A 22,947-nucleotide genomic window follows, 5' to 3' on the forward strand; every position below is an offset into this window, starting at 1 on the left:
CTCATAGAATTGTTGAATATATAAAATGAGCGCCAATTTTGAATTGGCGCTCAGGAATTAATCACTGTAATCTATTTGTCTTTGTGATCCAGGTAAATTTTCATAAGGTAGACGCCTATGAAAATCATGAACATGATGTACAGGTTGCGGACGATGTAGGCGTAGCCATACATTGGTTCAAAGGACATATCTAAATCAAGTGGTGATGCAGTATACCCTACCCAGCAAAGACACATGCAGGCGAGGAAAATTAGAGAAATGTAAGAAAATTTCATAGAGGAATTCTCCTTTCTTTCACTATTTGTTTTATCAGAAAATAAGCTTAACGGAAACGGGGTATTTGACTTCTCCTGAATGTAGTATCCAACACCTCTTTTAGACTGGATACGAAGATTAGACTGAATGGAACGCAGTTTCTTTCGTAATGAAGAAATATGAACGTCCACAGAACGGTCGGTATCATTCGAACCACGTAAATCAATCAATGAGAGTAAAGAGGCACGGGAAACAACACAATGATTCTGTTCAAGTAGTTTCTGGAGAATCTTTGTTTCGTTTGGTGTCAGTACATCAGTACCGCACTCAGTCGTTATTTCGTAACTCTGAGGTGTTAAAATTGTGTTACCACAGGAAAATTGTTCTTTTGAAATCATAATACCCCTCCAAAGTGCTATTTGTAAGTGAATGTTTTTCTAATATTTACACCGTAGGCTTTTTTTGTTGTCGAAGAGCCGTCTTTAATCCACTTGTTTGTTCCATAATTTTTGTGATATACCGTATAAGATTTTACTTTGTATTCTGGACGCATATGAAGGTAGCCACGTTTTACTTGCTTTCCATTCGCTTTCGAAGGTACTTTCCATGTACCAGAATAGGTTAATGTAGAGCCCTTGGAGGAACCCCACGTTGCATTTGCAATAAAACTTTTGTCACATCCAAATGTTGCACCAAATTGTAATGCATAGGATTTAGTTTTTGCGTGAGACAATCCTATGGTAATTCCAGGATCGCCAGATACATTTAGGTAGTCTTTTCCGAAAGAGTTAGATTTATTCTGTACATTTTTAACATTGTATAGAACAGCATCTGCTGATAGTGGAGAAGCAGACATGCTGAGCACCGGGCTAATTGTATCATCGTCTAAAACAATTGTAAAATTCTCGTAGTTCTCGAATGCATTGTCAATGGCATTTTGGAATTCAGTATCAGTAGAAAAGTCATCTTTCGAAATGATGACAGAATTGTCAGCATAAGCGCATATCGGAAGTGATAAGATGAAAATTGTTAATAGAATTAGATACATAGTATTCTTATGTTTCATAGAAATTTCCCTTTCGTAAAGTTCACTAGAAGCATCTTTTACAGATCTGCAACATAATTCTAACTAAGTTATGTTAAGAAAGTGTAAAGATGTCGCTTTAAAATTGAAACATTTTATAATTTCTCCTAATTTTAGTGATGTGCCGAAACCAGATTAGCGTGAGTTATGACGGAAGGATTCAACCACGCAGCGTCACCAGAACCACGGTGCCGGCCCCCGAGCTTTCCTCCACCGTCACCGCGCCGCCGTGAAGTGCCGCGATTTCCCAGACCAGAGAAAGTCCCAGTCCGACACCGCCGTGTTCCCGGCTCCGGGACTTGTCCACGCGGAAGAATGGCTGAAAGATGCTTTCCCGGTACTGCTCCGGAATTCCGAAGCCCGTATCTGCCACGCGAATTTGAATGAACTTTTCATCCTTGCAGATGGAAATGGTAACGGCGCCATCTGGACGATTGTACCGGATGGCGTTTTCCATGAGGTTGAAAAGCATCCGGTAGACCAAGGTGTCGCTTCCAATCATCCGGGCATTCCCCTCACATTTTTCCAAACATTCATCCGATTGTCTATAATATACCCTACCCGTATAAAATTTCCGCTAACTTTCCTTTCTTAACGAAGATTTTATATCCACCTTTCCAACTTCTTCAAAGGTGGTGTTTTACCGGCCCTTCTGCAAGTGGGTGTACCCGCTGGGCGCCTTCTACGGACTGATGAACAAGGTGGTCCTGTTGGGCGTTGAAGTGGACCGGGGAAAATGCGTCACCGTATGCCCTGTCGATGCCCTGGCCTATGGGTGCGGCTTCGGAAGTGACGGAAAAGAAATGAAAAAGAAGACAGAAAAATGAAGACGAAAATGAAGAAAATGATGATGCTGGCGCTGGACGAGGCGGTTGCCATGTATCAGGAGCTGATGGAGCAGGAGAATCAGATTTTTGCAAAGAATAAGAAGTTGTGGGCAAGCCGATTGTGGGCAGTATCACATCCGACGAACAGAAAAAAGCGCCGAACGACTTAATCGAACAGGCGATGAAAAAAAGTGAAGAATCAAAAGGAGGAGCGTTTGCGCCGGCAAATGCTCCTCCTTCACTATATCGCAAATTTTTCGTATTCGGGTTGGGCGGCAGACCCCACGTTGTGTCCGGGATGTTTCACAGCCATCCCCATGGAATCTGCCGGTTCGTTTCCGCCGGAAACCGGCAGAACGAGTCGTATTATATCACAGGTATCTTACCGTGCCAACACTTAATTCTCCCTGGCATCATCAATCAGCAGCCGAATGCAGTGATATAGGTACGGCTTGTACTCTTCGAAGCTGACCGGATCCTCGCTAATCAGGACGCTGTAGCAGGTGGAGTTCACCATTTCAATCAGCGTATAAATCAGAATGTCCGGATTCTTCAGGTGCACGTGATCCCGCTCAATCAGCAGGGAAATGAAATCCTTGAAATTGATGACATCGGAATTCTTCTCCTCAATGCGGCTGTTCAGGAACAGACCCCAGCTGAGATTCTTGGATACGAACCGCAGCAACGTCAGATCTTTCGACAGATAATTCAGAATGAAATCTGCCACGAAGATGAACCGGTCCGCCACCCCCACCTTTCGATTGGCGCCCAGGCTTTCCTCCATCGCGTTAACGGCCTTGGTGAGAATCTGGGAAGCCTTAATCACAATCAGCTCATCCCGCACCGCCTCCTTGCTGTCGAAATAGAGATAGAACGTGCCCTTCCCCACTCCGGCTTTCAGCGCAATGTTCATAATCGTCGTGCTGGAGAAGCCCTTCGTGGTGAAAAGCTCATAGGCCGCGTCCAGGATGTCCTGGCGTTTTTTATTTTTCTTCATATCCACTTTTGTCATAACTACACCCTTGGTAAAAAAAGATCCGTTCGGTTTAACGTTACCGATTTTTCTATAATATACCATTAAGTGAAGGATTCGTCAAGAATAAAATGACCAACGGTCAAGTGTTCGAAATCCTTATATATAAAGTGTTTCGAAAATTGAACAAAGGAATTTTGTAAAAAATTTATCTCAAATATTGACTGCTGGTCATTCCTGTGCTAGTATACTGGCAGATGAAATGACCGTCGGTCAATTTAGATATGCGAAACTATTTTTATAGGGGGATGCAAGAGATGAAATTCGGCAAAGTAGTTGTGAAGCTGAGACACGCAATCCTCGTAATAGCATTGATTTTAATCATTCCGTCAGCAATCGGAATGGCGAAGACTCATGTTAATTACGATATGTTGTCATACCTCCCGAGCGATATGGAAAGTGTAAAGGGTCAAGACCTGTTGATGGATGAGTTCCACAAGGGCGGCTTCTCCATTCTCGTTCTGGAGAATATGAAGACGGATGATGTGACGAAGCTGAAGAAGGACATTGAGAAGGTGGATCATGTGGAATCCATCGTGAATTTGCAGGACGTGGTGAATCCATCCATTCCGATTTCCATGTACCCGAAGGTGGTGCAGGACAATATCAATAACAAGAATGCAACGATGCTGGTAACATTCTACGATACGGGAATTTCGGATGAGCATACGCTGAATGCCGTGGATCAGATTCGAAAGATGAGCAACAAGGACACGTATGTTGCCGGAATGACATCCATGGTTCTGGATCTGAAGAATATTGCGGAGACGGAAGAAATCAAGTACGTAGCGGTGGCGGTAGCGCTGTCCCTTCTGGTAATGATGCTGTTGTTGGACTCCTATGTGGCACCGTTCTTGTTCCTGCTGAGTATCGGACTGGCAATTCTGTACAACATGGGATCCAACATCATGTTCGGAGAAATCTCCTACATCACCAAAGCCATTGCGGCGGTGTTGCAGCTGGGCGTGACCATGGACTATTCCATCTTCCTGTGGCACAGCTATATGGAAAAGCTGGATGACGGAATAGAGCCGAAACCGGCCATGGCAGAGGCCATCAATGCAACGTTGATTTCTGTGACAGGAAGCTCCGTTACGACAATTGCCGGTTTCCTGGCATTGTGTTTCATGACCTATAAGATGGGCATGGACCTTGGATTGGTTATGGCGAAGGGCGTTGTCTTTGGTGTAGTGTGCAGCGTTACGGTGCTGCCGGTGATGATTCTGTTCTTTACAAGAACGTTGCAGAAGACTCGTCACAAGACCTTAATCCCAAGTGCCGACAGATTGTCTCACAAGCTCACATCTCGGTATGGAATTTACATCCTGTGCTTTGGACTCCTGTTAGCTCCGGCACTGTATGGATATGCTCACACGAATACATCTTACGATTTGACGAAGATGGTGGTGGGAGACGGCAAGGATATCGATAAAGAGATGGTTCCGTTCTATACTGCAAATAAGAAGCTATCGAAAGATTTCGGAATCAATACTTCCTATATCATCATCGCAGATGCGAATATGTCGGCGAAAGATGGCCGGTCCATGAGTGAGGAAATCAAAGACGTGAAGGGCGTGAAGAGCGTTCTGGGTGTGGACGGAATGCTGGGTTCTGCGATTCCTCGGAACATGCTTCCGGATGAGCTGAACAACTCCATGCGGTCCGACAAGCACCAGATGATACTGGTGAACTCGAAGTATCGGATTTCTACCGACAAGGTAAATCGTCAGGTGACACAGGTCAACAGTATCGTTCACAAGTACGATAAGAACGGATCGGTTATTGGTGAAGCGCCGTCTACGAAGGACTTGATTCAGCTGACGTCCAAGGACTTCCAGGTCGTTAACTGGATTTCCATCGGACTGGTGTTCCTGATTATTTTCTTCGTATTGAGCTCGATATCACTACCGTTTATACTGATACTTGTAATCGAGTTAGCCATATACATCAACATTGGAATCTGTGGATTCACCGGAGTGGAGCTTCCGTTCCTGGTTCCGGTATGCGTCACCACCATTCAGCTGGGTTCCACGGTGGACTATGCGATACTGATGTCCACTCGGTACAAGACCGAACGAATGGGCGGGCTGAGCAAGCGAGAGTCCATTGATATCGCCGTGCGGACGTCGATGCCGTCCATCATGACCAGTGCACTGGGCTTCTTCGCATCCACCTTCGGAGTGTCGAAGTATTCCAACGTATACTTGATCAGCACCATGTGTTCGCTGATGGCCAGAGGTGCGATTATCAGTATGATCACGGTGATTTTCCTGCTGCCATCCATGCTTATGGCATTCGATCGTATAATTTGTAAAACTACAAGGGGCATGAAAGGATTGAACAATGAGAAAGCTTAACAACAAAATCAAGAAAATCGGCGCCCCGATTCTTGCGGGCGTTCTGGCATGCAGCACAGCGTTGTTTTATGTGCCGCAGATGAATGCAGTCCATGCAGATACGGAGAAGTCCATCAATGAGAACTTCCCGGAGATGCTGAAGACCGCACAGACCGGCGACAAATCCGAGACCGTGTACGCGGTAATGGACGCCGATGGCAATACAACCGATGTTTCGGTAAGCGAGTGGCTGAAGAATGAGGGCAAGTCCAACAACCTCAGCGATTACTCCAATCTGAAGAACATCAAGAACACCTCCGGCGACGAGAAAATGAGCCGGGACGGCAAGAAGCTGGTGTGGGCCGCAAAGGGCAAGGACATCCACTACACCGGAGACTACGACGGGGAGCTTCCGGTAAAAGTAAAGGTCAGCTACTATCTGAACGGCACGAAGGTTTCCGCCGATGAAATCGCCGGCAAGAAGGGCAATGTAAAAATCCGTTTCGATTACGACATCAACGACAGCGTAAAAGAAAACGGCTACAGTCTGACTCGTCCGTACGCAATCGTCAGTGCGGTCGTGCTGAGCAACGACAACTTCACCAACGTCACCGTAAACAACGGTAAGGCGGTAAACGACGGAAACAGCACCGCCGTTGTGGGAATCGCTCTTCCGGGAATGAGCGACAACCTGCAGATTGACGAGCTGGACATTCCGGACCACGTAACCATCAACGCAAAGACCACGAATTTCGAAATCGACGGAACCTACACCGTAGCGGATTCCGGTTTCATGAATGATGTGGATACCACGAAATTGGATGACGCCACCGGTCAGGTTGACGAGCTGGAAAGCGCACTGGACAAGCTGTCCGATGCTTCCAAAAAGCTGGTGGACGGAAGTTCCAAGCTGGCCAAGGGTGCCAATAAGCTGGCGGACAGCTCCTCTCAGATTGAAGAAGGAACCGAAACCCTGAAGGACGGCACCGAGAGCATGAAAAACGGATCCAAGGACTTGAAGGCCGGAACCGGAGACCTGAAGCAGGGGACCGGAGACCTGAAGGCCGGCGTGAAGAACTTGTCCGACGGTGCGGATCAGCTGGTAGCCGGTGCCCAGGACCTGTCTTCCGGAACCACTCAGATGAAAGAAGGAACGGAGGCGCTGAATTCCAGCGTGAACGGTGCGGGCGGACTGGCCGGTGATAACGGCAGCGCTAAGAAACTCAGTGCCGGAGCAGCTCAGGTGGATGCCGGAATCAAGCAGATGGGCAAAACGATTGCGGCACAGAACGCCAAGCTGGCTCAGACTGCGAAATCCATCAGCGACAATCTGGACGGCGTGAATACCGAGAAGGTAAATGCTCCATCCTCCGCCGATGTGGACGGCGCTCTGGAAACAGCTATCAAAGCGGCAGCGGCTTCCGGAGATCAGGACACCATCAATGCATTGAAGAATGCAAAAGAAAAGCTGGGAACATACGAGACAAACGTAAACGATACGGTTTCTTCCGTGAATACCGACAAGCAGAAGATTACTACCGCAAATCAGACGGCGAAGGCAATGTATCAGAGTATTGCAGCTTCTTCCAATGATGACTTGAAGAAGCTGCAGGACGGTGCGGATGAACTGAAGGCCGGAACTCAGGCTTTGGATACCGCCGTCAATGTAGGAGGTACAAAGGCGGACGAAACAAAGGTTCCGAGTCTGTCGAAGGCCGTGGCCGGACTGAATTCCGGTGCCGCACAGCTGGATGCCGGCGTGAACGGATATACCGACAAGGACGGAAAGTTCCATCCGGGCGCACTTCTGGGCCTCCAGAGCCTGCAGGCGGGAATCAAGGTCGATACTAAGGATAAGACCAGCCTGGTAACCGGCGTGAATAAGTTGGATGCCGGTGCAAATAAGCTGGATGCCGGCACTACAAAGCTGGCAAACGGTGCGGTTCAGGTAGATGCCGGAACCGGTAAGCTGGTGACCTACATGGGTCAGCTGACGGAAGGTGCGGAGACTCTGTCTGACGGTGCGGATACTTTGGCAAGCGGAATGGCAACATTCAATAAGACCGGAATCCAGAAGCTGGTATCCACCCTGAAGGATTCGGATATTAAGAGCATGGTGAACCGGGTAAAGGCAACTTTGGATGCCGCTTCCGATGGTTCCTTCATCGGCGGAAAGCAGGACGGTCAGAGCGGAGAGAGCAAGATCATCTTCAAGACCGACGAGGTAAAGAAGGCAAGCAAATCCGATAAGTAGGACCTGCCGGACAATTAAGCAAGTAGAGGGCGGAGCAGTCGCAATTCATGTGCGACGGCTTCGCCCTTTTCTTAGAGCAAACCCACCCCGAAGGCGGTAAGGTTCGCGCTCGCCTGCCCGCAAAGCCAATGAATTCGGTTTCCGTGCGCGAACCCCGGTCCGGAAAAAGAGGAAAAGACGACCCCGGCGCCGGCAAGGTTCGCGCTCGCCTGCCTGCAAAGCCAATGAATTCGGTTTTCGTGCGCGAACCCCGGTCCGGAAGAAGAGGAAAAGACGACCCCGGAGGCGGTAAAGTTCGCGCTCGCCTGCCTGCAAAGTCAATGAATTCGGTTTCCGTGCGCGAACCCCGGTCCGGAAAAAGAGGAAAAGACGACCCCGGAGGCGCTAAGGTTCGCGCTCGCCTGCCTGCAAAGTCAATGAATTCGGTTTCCGAGCGCGAACCCCGAGCCGGAAGAAGAGGAAAAGACGACCCCGGCGCCGGCAAGGTTCGCGCTCGCCTGCCCGCAAAGCCAATGAATTCGGTTTCCGTGCGCGAACCCCGGGCCGGAAGAAGAGAGAAAAGTGAATAATTTTTTTATAAGAAAAACTTATTTGAAAGCTCGCGCCTTCATGGTAGAATAAGGCAAGTATGTGCGTAGCTTAGTAAAGAGAAAGGGGTGCAGCAATGAGAAAGCGGAACCTGCTGATATTCACGCTGGTTGTTGTACTGATGACCGCAATGTCCGCGCCGGTTTTCGCCGGCAGTCAGGGCGACCGGCCGGAACATAAAAGGACTCATACGGATAAGGTCTATGCGGCAAAAAAAGGCTCCATTTCGGTGGATACCCGCCTTCGGATTCGGGAAGACCGAGCGCATGTTCGGGTCCGGGTGAATCAGGGTGCCGCAAAGAAGACCACGCTGTACACTACGGTGTATCTGCTGAAATCTTCGAAAGGTCACTGGACCACCGTGGCCAGGTGGACCGGACGCGCCAATGGGAGAACCTTGAACCTGACCCGCAAGCGGAAGATTGTAAAGGGGCGGTATATGGTAAAAAGTGTTTCCACCGTCCGAAGCGGCCGGGGCAGCGATACCTTGGTGGATTACAGCAAGGAGCGTTCCTGCAGGAAAAGATAAAAAAGAATCTAAAACCCCCGGCAGAGGGCTTGCGATTATGCAAGTACCTGCTGCCGGGGGTTCGTGTTTTATTGGAAATATAGATTAGTCATCCGTCATGCGGTCGATGGAGTTCTCCGCATCCAGCATTCCGCCGGACAGGATGTTCAGAGCGGCTTCGTTCTTGTCGTCGTCCATGTCTTCCACAACCCATACGCCTTTTTCCTTCGTCAGATGGAAGGTAGCGGTCTTCTTGTATTCCTTCTTCTTCAATGCGGAAATTTGCCGGTGCAGCTTTTCGCTCATCACCTTGCTGACCTGCTCGTCGGAAGCGTTGGAGTTGTACAAATCCATGGCTCCGGCAAAGAAATCTTTGAAACCGGCCACGAATGCGTCGCCCATCTTGTAGGTGGTGATATCTACTTTTACCGTGGCCTCATCGCCGTTAATCTCTTCCTCACCGATTTTGTATTCGAAATCGATCAGTCTTGGGTAGAAGTCGTCGGTGAGCACCTTGTTCATTGCGGTGTCCATGCCTTCTTCGTCATCGTCGTCGTCCCAAGCTTCGGCGCCCAGATCAAAGGTACTCTCTTCGTATACCTTCTTGATAGCATCCTGATCCTCATCCTGAATTCCTTTGAGGAACTGATCCACCGTCTTCGATGGGGTCACCTCCGGTTTGGATGAGGAAGAACCGCAGGCACACAGCAATACCAGTGTGCTCAGCAAAATCACAGATATTAATCTCTTCTTCATTTAATACTCCTTTCGTTATTAGAAACGGGATCCCGTTCATGTTCAACTTGAATTGATATAACCTTACACTATTGCCGGGAGGATATCAAGAAAGGCGTGTGAAATTTAAGAAAAGCTTTCGGAAATTTTAAGAAATGACAAAAAACGAAACCGGCAGTTGCATGCCGGCCTCGCCAAAGAAAGGAAAATATATATATATCCATGGGAGTTGCCGCCTGTGCACCCCCGGATGGAAGGCTAGAATGTGGAGAAGAAATCCTCGATGGAATCTTCCCAGCTGTCATCCTGATCCGGAACACTGCCGTGGTGGCTTCCGGAGGAGTCCTGAGACTGCCCGCTGTTTCCGGAACGGGAATCCGAGGAGGAATCGTTGCTTCCGGAATTGCCGGACGAATCGGAACTGCTTTTGGTTCCGCTCTTGATGATATTTTTAATGATGGAATCCACCTCATCAATCGGAATGGCGAACCCGATGTTGTCGATGGACGCCTCTGAGGAAGAACTGCCGGAGGAGTATTTGGCATTGGTGATGCCGATGACCTCTCCGTACAGGTTGAACAGCGGGCCGCCGGAATTGCCGGAGTTGATGGCCGCGTCAGTCTGAATCAGCTTCATGGTGTTGTTCTGAGAAAAAGTCACTTCCCGGTTCAGGGCGCTGATGGCGCCGGAGGTCAGGGAGAAAGTGAGTTCGCCCAGCGGATTTCCGATGGTCACCACTTCGTCCCCCACGTTTGCGCTGGAGGACTTGCCCAGTGTCACGGCCCGGAGCCCGGTGGCGTTGATTTTCAGCACTGCCACGTCGTAACTCTCGTTGTAGCCCCGCACCGTCGCCTCGTAGCTTTTGCCGTTGTTGGTGGAAACCGTGATGGAATCCGCCCCCTCGATTACGTGGTAGTTGGTGACGATATATCCATTGGATGAAACGATGAAGCCGGAACCGGAAGCCGCGGACTCCGTGGAGTAACCGAACATGTTCCGGGTGGTGGATTTGGTGGAGATTCCCACCGTCGCATCCACGTTCTTGGCGTAGACCTGCGCCGCCGTCATCTTTTTGCTGGTATTCACGCTTTTCACGCTCACCGTCCGGTCTCCGCCGTTCCCTTCCAGCAGGGTAGCAGCACCGGTGCGCTCGGCAATCATGGCACCCCCAAAGCCGGAGGCACCGCCGACGAGTGCGCAACTCAGCACCGCGGCGATGGTCCGTTTCCTAAAAGAATGTTCTTTCGGCCGCTTCTGCCGAGGCGGTCGGCTGTTTTTATGGTCATCCCGATTCTCGTCATTCGGATTGATCAGAATGAAGTCGGTGTTGGATTCGTTGAAATTATTATTCATGGGGAATCCTCCTTCATTATCGTGTTGCATTTGATAGTACCAATATACTGAAAAAAACTTAAAGTGAACTTAAAGGAATATAAAAACTTTGAAAAGGAAATTGCAGGTTCAATCATATTTTCATCATAAAAACCGCCTCATGTATGCTATAATGATACGGTCATTTTATAGGAAGTCACTTGTAGGATAGAAAGGCAGTGGATGTTGAGAGGATTTATCGGAACAATGAAAGCAGGAAGAATTGCTGTTGCTGTGGTCGTAGTGATGATCACGGTCTTTTCGACTCTTCCGACGTATGCTCTCCCAACGAAGGATACCGTGCGCCAGCCGGGCAAGGTGTCGTCTAACCGCGCTTTCTATGGAATTGATGTTTCCGTATGGCAGGGAAACATCGATTGGCAGAAGGTGAAGCATGCCGGAGCGGATTATGCATTTGTCCGTGCCGGAGCCACTGGACAGAATTCCTTTGAAATGATTAAGGATCGCACCTATGAAAAGAATATGGACGAGGCGGCAAAGGCCGGAGTGGCCCGGGGCGTGTATTGGTACTCCCAGGCTACCACCACGGAAGAAGCGGTAATCGAGGCAAAGGAAGTCTGCAAGTATGCCGAGGGCAGAAAGCTGGAGCTTCCGATTGTAATGGATATGGAGTTCTCCAACGGCAGATTGGATGCGGCGTATGCAGGCTGGGTTTCGGAAGGCGGATCCGCCAATGCCCGGAAGCAGCTGACCCTGATTGCTGACGCGTTCCTCAATTACTGCAGGGATCACGGATATACCACCTGCCTGTACGTGTCGCAGAGCTTGACGTCTAAGACGTCCGGTGTGGATGTGGCGAAGCTGGTGAAGGACGGCCACGAGCTGTGGATTGCGCAGTACAATATTAACAACACTTCCTCGGAAGATTATACCTACTGGCAGTACAGCAGCATCGACCGCATCTCCGGAATTCGGGGCAGAGTGGACTCCAACTATATGTACATTCCGAAAAATAAAAACACCAACGGCAACAAGAAGATGGAAGCCACCATGGATTACGAGCAGCTGGCGTATACCGGTAATCCGGTGGAGCCGGAGGTAACCGTTCAGGATGGCGTAACGAAGCTCACGGAGAATCAGGACTACACTCTGGTGTACGCAAAGAACATCCGCAAGGGCACAGGCTATGTCATCGTAAAAGGCAAGGGCAAGTATCGCGGATATACGGAATGCGTTCCGTTCCGGATTGGCAGTAAGACCATCGAGAAAGAAGAGAGAGCCAATGAGGTAACGGATGTGGTTACTTCGGAGGTTAACGGAAAGACCCAAGTAAAGTTCACCGCAGCGGAGAGCAACGTAGGTAACTACCGAGTATTCTACAGAAATTCCAACAGTGAGGAATGGCAGCACGTGGACACCAACCGGACGGAAGTGTTCCTGGACGGCGAACAGCGTCAGGTGAAGGTCGCTACGGTGAAAGAAAACAAGGTTATTGCGACGGCGACCCCGAAGAACAACAAGAAGACCGATATTATCGATAAGGCCGTTCAGAACGACACCGAACTTTCCGGTGTAAGCAAAGAGAAGACGAACAAGGTGCGACTGATTGATAAGGAGGTAAGCAACGATGTCACAACAAGTTCCGGAAAGAACTAGCCTTCGTGACCACCTTTCATCCGCACACGAGAAATGGCGAGAACATTCCCGTTTTCGCCGACTTTCCAAGAAGAAGAAAATTATAGTAGGAATGCTGGTGTTTCTGGTATTCCTTCTATTTCTTTTGAGCGCAACGCTGAACCGCTATAACGGATACAATATTCTGTTGTTGGATCGGTATGTATCCTTCGATATGCCGGAGGAAGATACCTTGACGGCGAAGGAATGGAAAAAATTGGTGAAATCCGCAGAGGTAAGCAAGTATCCGGAAGCGCAGTTGAAGCGAGAAGAAAAGTACATCACCAGTCAGTACCACAAGCGGATTAAGGAATACGGATTGACGTATAAGGAATACCTGAAGGAGTCGGATTTGACGGAATCGGAATTCCAAGCGCAGGTAGAGAAGCTGGCAAAGGAGAATGTGAAGGAGAAACTGATTCTCCATTCCATTTCCAGAGAAAAGAAGATTTACGTTTCTTCCGAGGAGATGAAGGCGGCAAAGCAGCAGATGATGAAAGACCGAGGAGCAACCAGTGAGGCGGATTACAAGAAAATTGCCGGCGAGACTCTGGACGAGCACGCAGAGGAGATTGACTTGGAATCGAAACTCCTGTACGGAAAGATTGTAAAAAATTAACAGGGAGACGGAGAGGTATGAATCATTCCTCATTCACCGGAAATACACATTTAGACGAACAGCAGCGAGCGGCCGCAGCGGATTGCAGCGGAAGCTCGCTGCTTCTTGCTGTGCCAGGAAGTGGGAAAACCACCACGCTTCTGGCCCGCCTGGAGAACCTGCTTCGTTCCGGAGTGCCGGACACCTCCGTGCTGGTAATTACTTTTACCAACAATGCGGCGGAAGAAATGAAGCAGCGGTTCCGGCGGCAGTACGGAAATAATCGGGTGGATTTTATGACCATCAACAGCTTCTGCTACCGCGTAGTTTGCTTTTATGCGGACAAAACGGGACGGCAGAAACCGGAAGATTTGACGGACACCGGGCTGCTTTTGCGCCGGATTCTCGTGAGCGTGGCGGGAGATTCTTTTCCCGGGGAGAGCGACATTCGGGAGTTCGCGCAGAAGATTACCTATATCAAGAATATGCAGCTTTCGGAGGGGGAGATTGAGAAGCTTCGAATCGGAGATTACCCGGCGAAGCCCCTGTACGACGCTTATGTCCGGAGCATGAAGGCGCAGAACGCCATGGATTACGACGACCAGCTGGTGTATGCCTGCAAATTCCTGGAGAAGGTGCCGGGGGTGCGGAATCATTACCGGCGGAAATATCCCTATGTGATGGTGGACGAGGCGCAGGATACCTCGTGGCTGCAGCATCGGATTCTGCAGATTCTCACGCAGGACGGGGGAAATCTGTTCATGGTGGGGGATGAAGATCAGAGCATCTACGGTTTTCGGGCGGCGTACCCGGAGGCACTGCTGGATTTTCAGCGCCATTATCCCGGGGGTAAAGTGTATCGGCTGGAGACCAACTACCGGTCCGGAAAGGACATCGTGGCTCTGGCGGACCGTTTTATCCGGCACAACCGAAAGCGATACGATAAAAACATGAAGCCCGCGGCGGAGTCTTCCGGCCGAGTTCGGGTGGAACCGGTGGCGCGGCGGTCCGATCAGTATCGGCAGATTGCCGACTGGATTCGAGAGGATCCGGAGCGGGAAACGGCGGTGCTCTACCGGAACAACGACAGCGCCATCCCTCTGATGTATCACCTGAGAAATGCCGGGATTTCATTTCGAAATCGGGGGCTGGACACCCTGTTCTTTAGCAGCCGGGTGGTGCGGGATGTGAAGGATATCCTGGGATTCGTCATGCATCCGGCGGACAGCGAGCTGTTCTGGCGAATTTACTATAAGCTGAATTACCGGATTTCGAAAAACGCAGTGGGAGATGCGGTGCGGCGAATGGACTTTCGGCGAGAGGACCCCATTCTGGCGGTGCTGACGGAATCACCGCTTCTGGGACGGCAAAAGAAGGAAGATCTGCAGATTCTTCGGGATAACCTGCGGGATATGCGCCTTCGGAATAACGCGAAAGAGGCGCTGCAAATGATTCGCACCGGCATTCGGTACCGGAACGAGAAGAGCGAAAAGCTTTTCGTGCTGGAAGCGCTTGCGGAACCCGCGGATACCATTGCGGATTTCCTGCAGAAGCTGTGGGAATTGGAGCAGATGATTTCTTCCGGAACCGGAAATTTGGAGTCAGCGGACGCCAAAGTGGTTCTCAGCACGATTCACGGCAGCAAGGGAATGGAGTACGACCGGGTGATTCTGGTGGATGCCGTACGGGATGTGCTCCCTTCCTCGGAAAACGACCGGGAGGAGGAACGGCGCATCTTCTACGTGGCAATCACCCGTACCCGGGAGGAACTGATTCTTCCGGATTACGGAGACTGTTCCTCCCCGTTCCTGCGGGAATGCTTCGGCAAGCTGCCGGACCGCAGCGGCAAACCAAAAGACGTGTTCCGGATGGATTCCAAAGAGTTCCGGGAGAAGGCGGCGGAATTCGTCCCGGGAGCGGAGGTCCGGAGCCGGAATTTCGGCGTGGGCGTCATCCGCTCCAACGAAGGAGATTTCCTGGAGGTGTACTTCCCGAAGGACGGGAAGACCCGCAAATTCGTGAAGAGCATCTGCATTGAGAAGGGTTCGCTACGCCTTCTTCCTCGCCAGTCCGTTCTCCAGCGCAGCCGGCAGGAAAATGCTCAGCAGGATTAATCCGCAGCCGATGATTCCCAGGAAGGTGAACCGCTCCCCCAGGAAAATAACGCCCAGAATAACCGCTGCCAGCGGATTGGTCGCCACATACAGGCTGGCTCGCTCCGGCGTGGTGTATTTCTGTCCCACCGGCTGAATCGTGAAACCGATGGCACCGCACACCAGTGCCAGGTACAGAATCGCACCCCATTCCGGCGCAGAGGTCGGGATGGTGAAATCCTCGAAGGCGAACGCCGCCAGCAGGCTGAAGAATCCGATGAAGAACAGATGGAAAACTCCGATGTTCAGCGCGTTGTCGTCCACCGTAACCATATCCATGACCACAACGGTAATCGCGTAGCTTACCGCACCGCCGAAGACCAACAGCTCTCCCGGCGTAAATGCCAGCTTGCTACCCTTCAGGGTCATGAGTGCGATGCCTGCGAGAGCAATCAGCGCACACAGGATATCCATGCGCTTCGGCAGCCGGCGATATACGATGGCCGCCAGCAGCGGCACGATGACCACCGACGTATTTTCAATAAAAGCAGTTGTGGAGGACGGTGTTGTCCGAAGCCCCAAGAGTTCAAACGCCATGCAGCAGAAATAGAGGAAACCCACAATTGCGCTGTGCAATACTTCCTTTTTGGTAACACTGCGAATCTGCTTATGAAAGATTAGTGCTACCACTGCAAATGAAATCAGGAAACGGATGCCGCACAGCGTGAACGGCCCAATGGTTTGCATGGCCAGTTTGCTGAACAGCAGCGACGTTCCCCGTAAAGTGAGTCCAAGCGCAATCAGCGCTTCTGCTTTTCGTTGAGTCATCTCAATACCCCCTGTAAATCCTCCGACAAAAACATTTTCTTTTAATCATAGATGTTCCGTCCATCCCCTTATGAACTGTAACAGCGCTTGAATTATACCACCGCGGGGAATCAAGAGCAATATTTTGCACAATGAATTATTCCCGAGAAACCACCAGGATTCCGCCGCACACCAATACCAAAGCGATGAGGACGGAGCCGTTCAGCACGCCGTGTTCCGACAGGATGACAGAGGAGAGCAACACGCCGGCCACCGGTGTGACGAAGTTGAACACCGTCACATGGCTCACCGGGTGGTATTTCAGCAGAACACCCCACAGGGTGTAGGCAGCGGAGGAGATGAAGGCCATGTACAGGAGCAGCAGCAAGGATGTTGGGGTTCCCACCGTCATTCGGCCGCCGAAGAGGAAGGCCACGATGGCCATGGTCAGTCCGCCGGTGAAAAACTGCCAGCCGGAAAGCAGTACCGGGTTGTGGTCCCGGGAGAAGATTTTAATCAAAATCGACGCCGTGGAGGAGGCGAACACGGAAAGGAGGATGAACCCTTCCCCGTTCCAGGCGAAGCCGAAATTCACCGTCTGACCGACGGTCTCCACCAGGAGCACCCCGGAAAACCCCAAGAAGCAGCCGATGAATTTTTTTAGCGTCATTTTCTCCAGCCGGAACATGTACACCGCCAGCAGGATTGCCACGAAGGCGCCGGTCCCGTTGATGATGGAGGAGCGCACCGCCGAGGCGCGGGCCAGGCCCATATAAAAGAAGATATATTGCAGGATTGTCTGGAACAGGGCCAGTACAGCGATGGGCTTCCAATCGGATTTCTCCGGTAAAAGCAGTTCCTTCTGCAGCAGACTGCCCGCCAGAATCACCAGGATTCCCGCCAGCGCGAAACGGCAGCCGGCGAAAAACAGCTGTCCGGGAACGTTGCCGGAAACGATGGAGAACAGGCGATAGCCGACCTTGATGCACGGGTAGGCGCTGCCCCACAGGGTGCAGCAGAAAATGGCTGTGATGATCAGCGTGGATGTTTTGGACCAGAATTGTTTCATGAGATTCTTCCTTCTATATTATATGCGTTTTTTGTAATCTTTCGGACACGATGAACATTATACATCAAAGACAGTGACTTCGGTAGTGGCGGAGTGCATTCGCAAAATATGACTTTACAAGGTCTCCGGTTCGGCATATAATAAAAAGACTGCTTTGCGAAACGGGCGGCATAGGACGAATTAAGGAGAGTAAAATGAGTAACACGATTAAAGAGAAAGTTCCGGGCTTTGCGGTCTGCTTCCTGCTGGCGCTGCCGGCATGGTTCATCGGGAAACAGTTTCCGGTGGTGGGAAGCGCGGTAATCGCAATCCTGCTGGGCATGATCATCGCCCTGTTCTGGAAGGATCAGGGAAAAGCGAAGAAGGGAATTAAATTCACATCCAAGTACATCCTGCAGACGGCGGTAGTGCTGCTGGGATTCGGCATGGACCTGGGCGTGGTTCTCCGCACCGGCGGACAGTCCCTTCCGATTATCATCAGCACCATCGCCATCTCACTGATTCTGGCGTGGGTGTTCCACAAAGCAATGCACATTCCGGGAAACATTTCCACTCTGGTGGGCGTGGGGTCCTCCATCTGCGGCGGATCGGCCATCGCCGCCACCGCACCGGTTATCGATGCTGACGACAAGGAGGTCGCTCAGGCGATTTCCGTCATCTTCTTTTTCAACGTGATGGCCGCCATCTTCTTTCCGATGTTGGGCACCGCCATCGGCTTCGATACCCACAGCGGCGAAGCTTTCGGTATTTTCGCGGGAACGGCTATCAACGACACCTCCTCGGTGACCGCGGCCGCCGCGACCTGGGACAGCATGTGGAACCTGGGCGCCGAAACTCTGAACAAAGCCGTAACGGTGAAACTCACCCGGACGCTGGCGATTATCCCGATTACTTTGGGTCTGGCCATCCACCGCGCCCGCAAATCTTCCGGCTCCGGTAAAAACAATTTCAGCCTGAAGCGGGCATTTCCGATGTTCCTTCTGTATTTCGTAATCGCTTCGGTAATCACAACCCTTGCGGGTATGGCGGGTGTCTCTGCGGAAGTCTTTGCCCCGCTGAAGGAACTGAGCAAATTCTTCATCACCATGGCCATGGCCGCCATCGGTCTGAACAGCAACCTGGTGGAACTGGTAAAATCCGGTGGAAAGCCAATCGCTCTGGGCGCCGTGTGCTGGGCCGGCATCACCGCCGTGAGCCTGCTGATGCAGCACGTGATGGGCATTTGGTAAGGTGAAGTGAAAACCATAAGTGAAAAGCGCAAACGCAAATCGAAGCGGACGTCTCCGGATGTCCCGCTTCTTTTTTTTGCGAGAAAATTAAACTGCGAATTAAATGACAGGAGTGGTACAGAGGGGTTAGAATTGGTTTGGAAGCCTTTCGGCGGAACGAATTCCGTCGAAACAGAAAGAAAGGAAATGGATGGAAGGAGGAATTTATGAAATCCAAAAGAAAATGGTTGGCAGGCATTCTGTCCGTCGTGATGACGATGACATTCATGCCGACGTATGCGTTTGCCGGTGAGGCAGCGGAAGGCGGAACCGACGCCGACGCAGTTTGGACGGTGAGAAATGACTATGGTAAAGGCGAGGTTTTAGGAAATTACAATGACCTTAGAGAAGCAATTGAACATTCAAATGAAGAGTGCGAGATTATATTAAATCGAGATGCATCCGGAAAAGGCTTGTATTTGGAAGCTGTAGAGGATGGGGACAGTTGGGACAGAAACTTTGATTTTAATGGCCACACCTATACAGTAACAGGCGGTGCAAAAAGAGAGACCGGAGAAACGGAATCGTATGCAATTGGCAATTATTCAGGGTATACGTTCTCTTTCGATAATGGTACATTGAAAATTGAGAACTGTTCTGGCGGAATTAGATCCGCGGGTATTAATATGAAGAATTTCAATGTGGATGCATCGAATTCAAAAAACTGCAAAAATGCAGTATATGCTGAAAAGTATTGCAATATTGACGGAAACAGTAGTGTGAAGGTTCAGCCGGGCAACGATGCATTTAATTATTATAAATTCTCGGGCAATGATAACGTAATCAATACAAAAGGAACAATTCAAGGGGATATCAATTTCTTTGGAGAAAGCGGATATGACGAAATCGCGAGGGTTTTGATTAGAAACGGAAGATTTGATGGGAAAATCAAAAATGCACAGAGTGTTATCTCTGATGAAGAAGGAAATGAGGATCGGTTTACCCACTTGAAGCTGTACGGCGGATCGTTCAGCGAACAGCCGGATGAAGCGTATATTGCAAAAGGCTATGCGGTAAAAGCAACCGATGACGGAAGATATGTCGTAGACGCGGCGGATCCGCTCTTGCAGAAAATTAAGGAATTAAGAGAAGAGGTTGCTGAAGCAGACGACAGTTTGGATGCAGATATTAATGTGACGAACAAGAAAATGTACGATATCAGAGAAAGTCTGGATGCTGCAGAGGAGAGCTTAAACGATGGAGTTTATGAGGACGGTGTTGAGAAGGCAACGCTAAGAGCAGAAAAGTCCATTCAAGAAGCAAAAGCGCAGATTGAGGACGTGACGCTATTTATTACACAGAAGGGAAAAGAATACAGTGAAAAAGGTCAGATATTGAAAGATAAATGTGCAGACCTGAGAAAAGAATTGAAAGAAGTCGATCGGAGTCAGTATGACTTTGGAGATTTTGATGTTGATGAAGGTTTGGATAGCATAGAAGAATCCGCGCAAAAGATGTTGACGATATTCAGCAGTGCGGATGAAAAGGATTATAACGGCTTTGACGAATTGTATTTGGTAGAACTGAATAAACTGAATAAGAGACTGACATCGGTGGAAGTGAAGCTGGACAAGATAAAGAAGTTGCCGAATAAGGTCAACAAAGAAAACAGTGCAGCTTTGGAAGAAGCGAGAAAAGAGCTGGAAGAAACAAAGAAGGCATTGGCAGAGACAGAAAAGAAGCAAGAAGAGCTGAATAAAAAACTGGATGTATTAGCTGCAGAGCTGCAGAAAACGCAGGAGCAGCTGAAGAAGGCAGAGGAAGAGCTGAAAAAGCAGAACAACGCACCAACTCCGTCTTCAACGGTAACTCCGGTAAAGAAACCGGGGCAGGTGAAAGGCCTCAAGCTGAAAGCCGGTAAAAAGAAAGTGACTGTTACCTATAAGAAGGTAAGCGGTGCTACTTCCTACAAAGTGACTTACAGCACCAGCAAGAAATTCAAGAAGGCAAAGACCGTGACCGTGACATCCGGAAAGACGGTGAAGAAGACCATCAGCAAACTGAAATCCAAGAAAACATACTACGTTAAAGTATGCGCCGTTAAGAAAGTGAAGGGTAAGAACTTCACCGGTAAATGGTCCGGCGTGAAGAGCGTAAAGGTGAAATAATAACAGGAGAAAAATGAAGGAGGATAGTATGAAATCCGGAAAGAAATGGTTGGCAGGCATTCTGTCTATCGTCATGACGATGGCATTTATGCCGATGTATGCATTTGCCGGCGAAGCATCATCGGGCAGTGCAGACACTGATGCTGTGTGGACGGTAGAAGATTCCGAGGGATTCATTCTAGGAAACTACAATGAACTGCAGGATGCGATGGAGTCTGGTAGAGAATATGATTCAACAATCATATTGAATCGGGACGCGTCCGGTAAAGGGGCAGCATTGGCGTTGTCGTACGGCGATAGCCCATATTTTAATTTTGACTTTAACGGCAACACATATACGGTAACAGATGGCGCAACATATGGATCTGAATCTGAACGAGCAGCCATTTGCCTTCAAGGAGATGAAGGTCATGTCACTTTTAAAAATGGCACGTTGAAGATTCAGAACTGTGAGGTCGGAATTCACATCGAGGGAGCTTGCACCGGTGATGCGAAGATAACGAATTTCAATATCGATGCATCGGGCAGCAGTGACTGTGCAAATGCGGTGATTGCAGAACAGATAGCGATTAACGGAAACAGCAGTGTGAAGGTTCAACCGGGAAACAACGCAATCCAATTCTGGAGTGACTCAACAATTGACACAGCGGGAACAATACAGGGTAAAATTGTCAATAAAGACGAGGAGAATTACTATAGCCTCAGAATTTACAATGGATTGTTTACTGAAAAACCAAAAGATGAATGTATTGCAAACGGATACGCCATAAAAACAGAAAACGATGGTACTTTTTCTGTAATCCCGACGGAAGAGTGGGCACCGATGATTGCAAAAATCAAAGCACTTCAGAAAGAGGTAACTGAAGCGGAGCACGCCATGGAATCCGATCAAAAGGAAATGGACGACAATATGAAGCAGCTGGAAACGAGCGTCGGGGCTGCTGAAAAGGCTTTGAATGATGACATCTTTGAAGAAGATGTTGACATCAATAAGGCCATTTCCGATGCAGAGAAGTCCATTCAGGAATCAAAGGTGCAGGTAAAGAATATTCAGGCGCTCCTGGAACAGAAGGGAACAGAGTACAGCGAAAAAGGCAAAGAACTCTACTCCAAGTGTGAAGAACTGATTGAAGAATTAAATGAATCGGAATATGACTCCGGAAATTACAATATCTATGAGCTTGAGAGTGTGGCAGAGAATATGCAGACCGTCTTCAGCAGTGATAAATATGAAGAAGAAGAATACAATCAGTACTTAATTGAATTAGAAAAACTGAACACGAATCTGAACAAAGCGGAAGTTAAGCTTGGAAAAGCGAAAGAACTCTCAAATAATGTAAACAAGGAGTTGGAAGACACCTTAAATGCTGCAAATAAGGAGTTGGATGCAGCAAAGGACTCTCTGAATAAGGCGAACAAGGAACTGGAAGAGCTGAACAAGAAGGTAGACACACTTCAGAACTCTCTGAAAGAAACACAGGATAAGCTGAAGAAGACAGAGGAACAGCTGAAGAACCAGAACAATAAACCAACCCCATCCCCAACGGTGGCTCCGGTAAAGAAGCCGGGGCAGGTGAAGGGACTCAAGCTGAAGGCTGGCAAGAAGAAAGTGACCGTTACCTATAAGAAGGTCAGCGGTGCCACTTCCTACAAAGTAACCTACAGCACCAGCAAGAAATTCAAGAAGGTGAAGACCGTAACCGTGAAATCCGGCAAGGCGGTAAAGAAGACCATCAGCAAACTGAAATCCAAGAAGACATACTACGTAAAGGTATGCGCCGTTAAGAAGGTAAAAGGCAAGAGCTACACCGGCAAATGGTCCGCCGTTAAGAAGGTAAAAGTAAAATAACATCATTCATAAGAACACCGAGAATATGTAGATCAAGCGAGATGCCGAGGTATATACTTCGGCATTTTGCGTTCAGTTCTGTGAAATTACTTTTACAATTAACCTTTTAAAAGAAGTTTTAAAAAGTTGTTGACAAGTGCCCGTAACGCGCGTATAATTCCATCTTGTCGTCACCGAAAAGCGAACGCTTCTCGGAGGCGCAGCGTGCAGGCTCCAAGCCTTTGTGGCATTGGATGCGCTCGTGGGCACTGAAAACTTTTTAAAAAAGTTTGAAAAAAGTGCTTGACAAGAGCCAACTGAAGCGCTATAATGAATAAGCTGTTTCGAATGAGACAGCAAGAACCTTGAAAACTTCATAGTGCAGAACCGGTCAAAGACGGAACACATTTCGATGGAGATTTCGTCTAAGATCAGTATAAGAGACAAACGATGTACAAATGACTTTAAGTCATACACTGTAATCGGATGTCCCTGTACAATTCTAAACACAAACAATAATGATTCGGAAACGAGTCGAGACGCGAACGCG

Annotated in this window: 20 protein-coding genes; 12 read left to right on the plus strand and 8 right to left on the minus strand. The window is 49.3% G+C overall.

Features of this window, described 5'->3' with window-relative positions:
• Positions 1-71: 71 nt before the first annotated feature.
• The 3 genes from FYJ65_RS05815 to FYJ65_RS05825 all read right to left on the minus strand — a co-directional run bounded on the left by FYJ65_RS05815 (position 72) and on the right by FYJ65_RS05825 (position 1,841).
• Positions 72-653 carry a helix-turn-helix domain-containing protein gene (locus FYJ65_RS05815; protein WP_154554410.1) on the minus strand — a complete coding sequence of 194 codons (582 nt, stop codon included), beginning with the start codon at positions 651-653 and terminating at the stop codon, positions 72-74.
• 17 nt (positions 654-670) lie between these two features.
• Positions 671-1,321 carry a hypothetical protein gene (locus tag FYJ65_RS05820; protein WP_154554411.1) on the minus strand — a complete coding sequence of 217 codons (651 nt, stop codon included), beginning with the start codon at positions 1,319-1,321 and terminating at the stop codon, positions 671-673.
• Positions 1,322-1,499: 178 nt separating this feature from the next.
• Positions 1,500-1,841: a sensor histidine kinase gene (locus FYJ65_RS05825; RefSeq protein WP_154554412.1), complete on the minus strand. Its 342-nt coding sequence runs from the start codon at positions 1,839-1,841 to the stop codon at positions 1,500-1,502.
• A gap of 133 nt (positions 1,842-1,974) precedes the next feature.
• Between FYJ65_RS05825 and FYJ65_RS05830 the strand changes: the two genes are divergently transcribed.
• Entirely contained in the window at positions 1,975-2,166 is a 192-nt protein-coding gene (locus tag FYJ65_RS05830; protein WP_206157323.1) for a hypothetical protein, read from the plus strand.
• Positions 2,163-2,336 carry a hypothetical protein gene (locus tag FYJ65_RS05835; RefSeq protein ID WP_154554413.1) on the plus strand — a complete coding sequence of 58 codons (174 nt, stop codon included), beginning with the start codon at positions 2,163-2,165 and terminating at the stop codon, positions 2,334-2,336. Before FYJ65_RS05830 ends, FYJ65_RS05835 begins: the two co-directional genes overlap by 4 nt.
• Before the next feature lie 227 nt (positions 2,337-2,563).
• Here the strand turns inward: FYJ65_RS05835 and FYJ65_RS05840 are convergent, their stop codons facing one another.
• Positions 2,564-3,244 carry a TetR/AcrR family transcriptional regulator gene (locus FYJ65_RS05840; RefSeq protein ID WP_154554414.1) on the minus strand — a complete coding sequence of 227 codons (681 nt, stop codon included), beginning with the start codon at positions 3,242-3,244 and terminating at the stop codon, positions 2,564-2,566.
• Between the two features lie 212 nt (positions 3,245-3,456).
• On the opposite strand from FYJ65_RS05840, the gene FYJ65_RS05845 reads away from it, so the two are divergent.
• From FYJ65_RS05845 to FYJ65_RS05860, 4 genes are all read left to right on the plus strand, one after another.
• Positions 3,457-5,556, plus strand: coding sequence for an efflux RND transporter permease subunit (locus FYJ65_RS05845; protein WP_154554415.1), 2,100 nt, complete (start codon positions 3,457-3,459; stop codon positions 5,554-5,556).
• Complete coding sequence (locus FYJ65_RS05850) at positions 5,543-7,789, plus strand: YhgE/Pip domain-containing protein (RefSeq protein WP_154554416.1); 2,247 nt, start codon at positions 5,543-5,545, stop codon at positions 7,787-7,789. Before FYJ65_RS05845 ends, FYJ65_RS05850 begins: the two co-directional genes overlap by 14 nt.
• Positions 7,790-7,917: 128 nt before the next feature.
• Entirely contained in the window at positions 7,918-8,358 is a 441-nt protein-coding gene (locus FYJ65_RS05855; protein WP_206157324.1) for a hypothetical protein, read from the plus strand.
• 95 nt (positions 8,359-8,453) lie between these two features.
• On the plus strand, positions 8,454-8,906 hold the full coding sequence (locus FYJ65_RS05860; RefSeq protein WP_154554418.1) for a hypothetical protein: 453 nt from the start codon (positions 8,454-8,456) through the stop codon (positions 8,904-8,906).
• Positions 8,907-8,990: 84 nt separating this feature from the next.
• On the opposite strand, the gene FYJ65_RS05865 is transcribed toward FYJ65_RS05860, so the two are convergent.
• Positions 8,991-9,641, minus strand: a complete 651-nt coding sequence (locus FYJ65_RS05865) for a nuclear transport factor 2 family protein (RefSeq protein WP_154554419.1) — start codon at positions 9,639-9,641, stop codon at positions 8,991-8,993.
• 237 nt (positions 9,642-9,878) lie between these two features.
• Positions 9,879-10,973 (minus strand): S1C family serine protease, encoded by a 1,095-nt coding sequence (locus FYJ65_RS05870; protein ID WP_206157325.1) that lies wholly within the window; start codon positions 10,971-10,973, stop codon positions 9,879-9,881.
• 225 nt (positions 10,974-11,198) lie between these two features.
• Here FYJ65_RS05870 and FYJ65_RS05875 point away from each other — a divergent pair, with 225 nt between their 5' ends.
• From FYJ65_RS05875 to FYJ65_RS05885, 3 genes are read left to right on the plus strand one after another with little or no spacing between them, the layout of a single operon-like run.
• A complete protein-coding gene (locus FYJ65_RS05875; protein ID WP_206157326.1) occupies positions 11,199-12,608 on the plus strand; it encodes a GH25 family lysozyme in 1,410 nt (469 codons plus the stop codon).
• Complete coding sequence (locus tag FYJ65_RS05880) at positions 12,580-13,245, plus strand: SurA N-terminal domain-containing protein (protein WP_154554422.1); 666 nt, start codon at positions 12,580-12,582, stop codon at positions 13,243-13,245. The genes FYJ65_RS05875 and FYJ65_RS05880 overlap by 29 nt, the downstream gene beginning before the upstream one ends.
• A gap of 17 nt (positions 13,246-13,262) precedes the next feature.
• Positions 13,263-15,338 (plus strand): ATP-dependent helicase, encoded by a 2,076-nt coding sequence (locus tag FYJ65_RS05885; protein WP_154554423.1) that lies wholly within the window; start codon positions 13,263-13,265, stop codon positions 15,336-15,338.
• Here the strand turns inward: FYJ65_RS05885 and FYJ65_RS05890 are convergent.
• Entirely contained in the window at positions 15,273-16,145 is an 873-nt protein-coding gene (locus FYJ65_RS05890; protein ID WP_154554424.1) for a DMT family transporter, read from the minus strand. The two genes, FYJ65_RS05885 and FYJ65_RS05890, sit on opposite strands and share 66 nt — an antisense overlap.
• Positions 16,146-16,281: 136 nt before the next feature.
• Entirely contained in the window at positions 16,282-17,193 is a 912-nt protein-coding gene (locus tag FYJ65_RS05895) for a DMT family transporter (protein WP_154554425.1), read from the minus strand.
• Positions 17,194-17,387: 194 nt separating this feature from the next.
• Here FYJ65_RS05895 and FYJ65_RS05900 point away from each other — a divergent pair, with 194 nt between their 5' ends.
• The 3 genes from FYJ65_RS05900 (at position 17,388) to FYJ65_RS05910 (ending at position 22,418) form a co-directional block, all read left to right on the plus strand.
• Positions 17,388-18,422 (plus strand): YeiH family protein, encoded by a 1,035-nt coding sequence (locus tag FYJ65_RS05900; protein ID WP_154554426.1) that lies wholly within the window; start codon positions 17,388-17,390, stop codon positions 18,420-18,422.
• A 206-nt stretch (positions 18,423-18,628) separates the two neighbouring features.
• A complete protein-coding gene (locus FYJ65_RS05905; protein WP_154554427.1) occupies positions 18,629-20,569 on the plus strand; it encodes a coiled-coil domain-containing protein in 1,941 nt (646 codons plus the stop codon).
• A 13-nt stretch (positions 20,570-20,582) separates the two neighbouring features.
• The gene (locus tag FYJ65_RS05910) at positions 20,583-22,418 is read left to right on the plus strand and encodes a coiled-coil domain-containing protein (RefSeq protein WP_154554428.1); all 1,836 of its coding nucleotides are present in this window, start codon (positions 20,583-20,585) and stop codon (positions 22,416-22,418) included.
• The last annotated feature ends 529 nt before the right edge of the window (positions 22,419-22,947 follow it).

Origin of the sequence: Mogibacterium kristiansenii (assembly GCF_009695905.1) — a bacterium.
Lineage (GTDB): Bacteria > Bacillota > Clostridia > Peptostreptococcales > Anaerovoracaceae > Mogibacterium_A > Mogibacterium_A kristiansenii.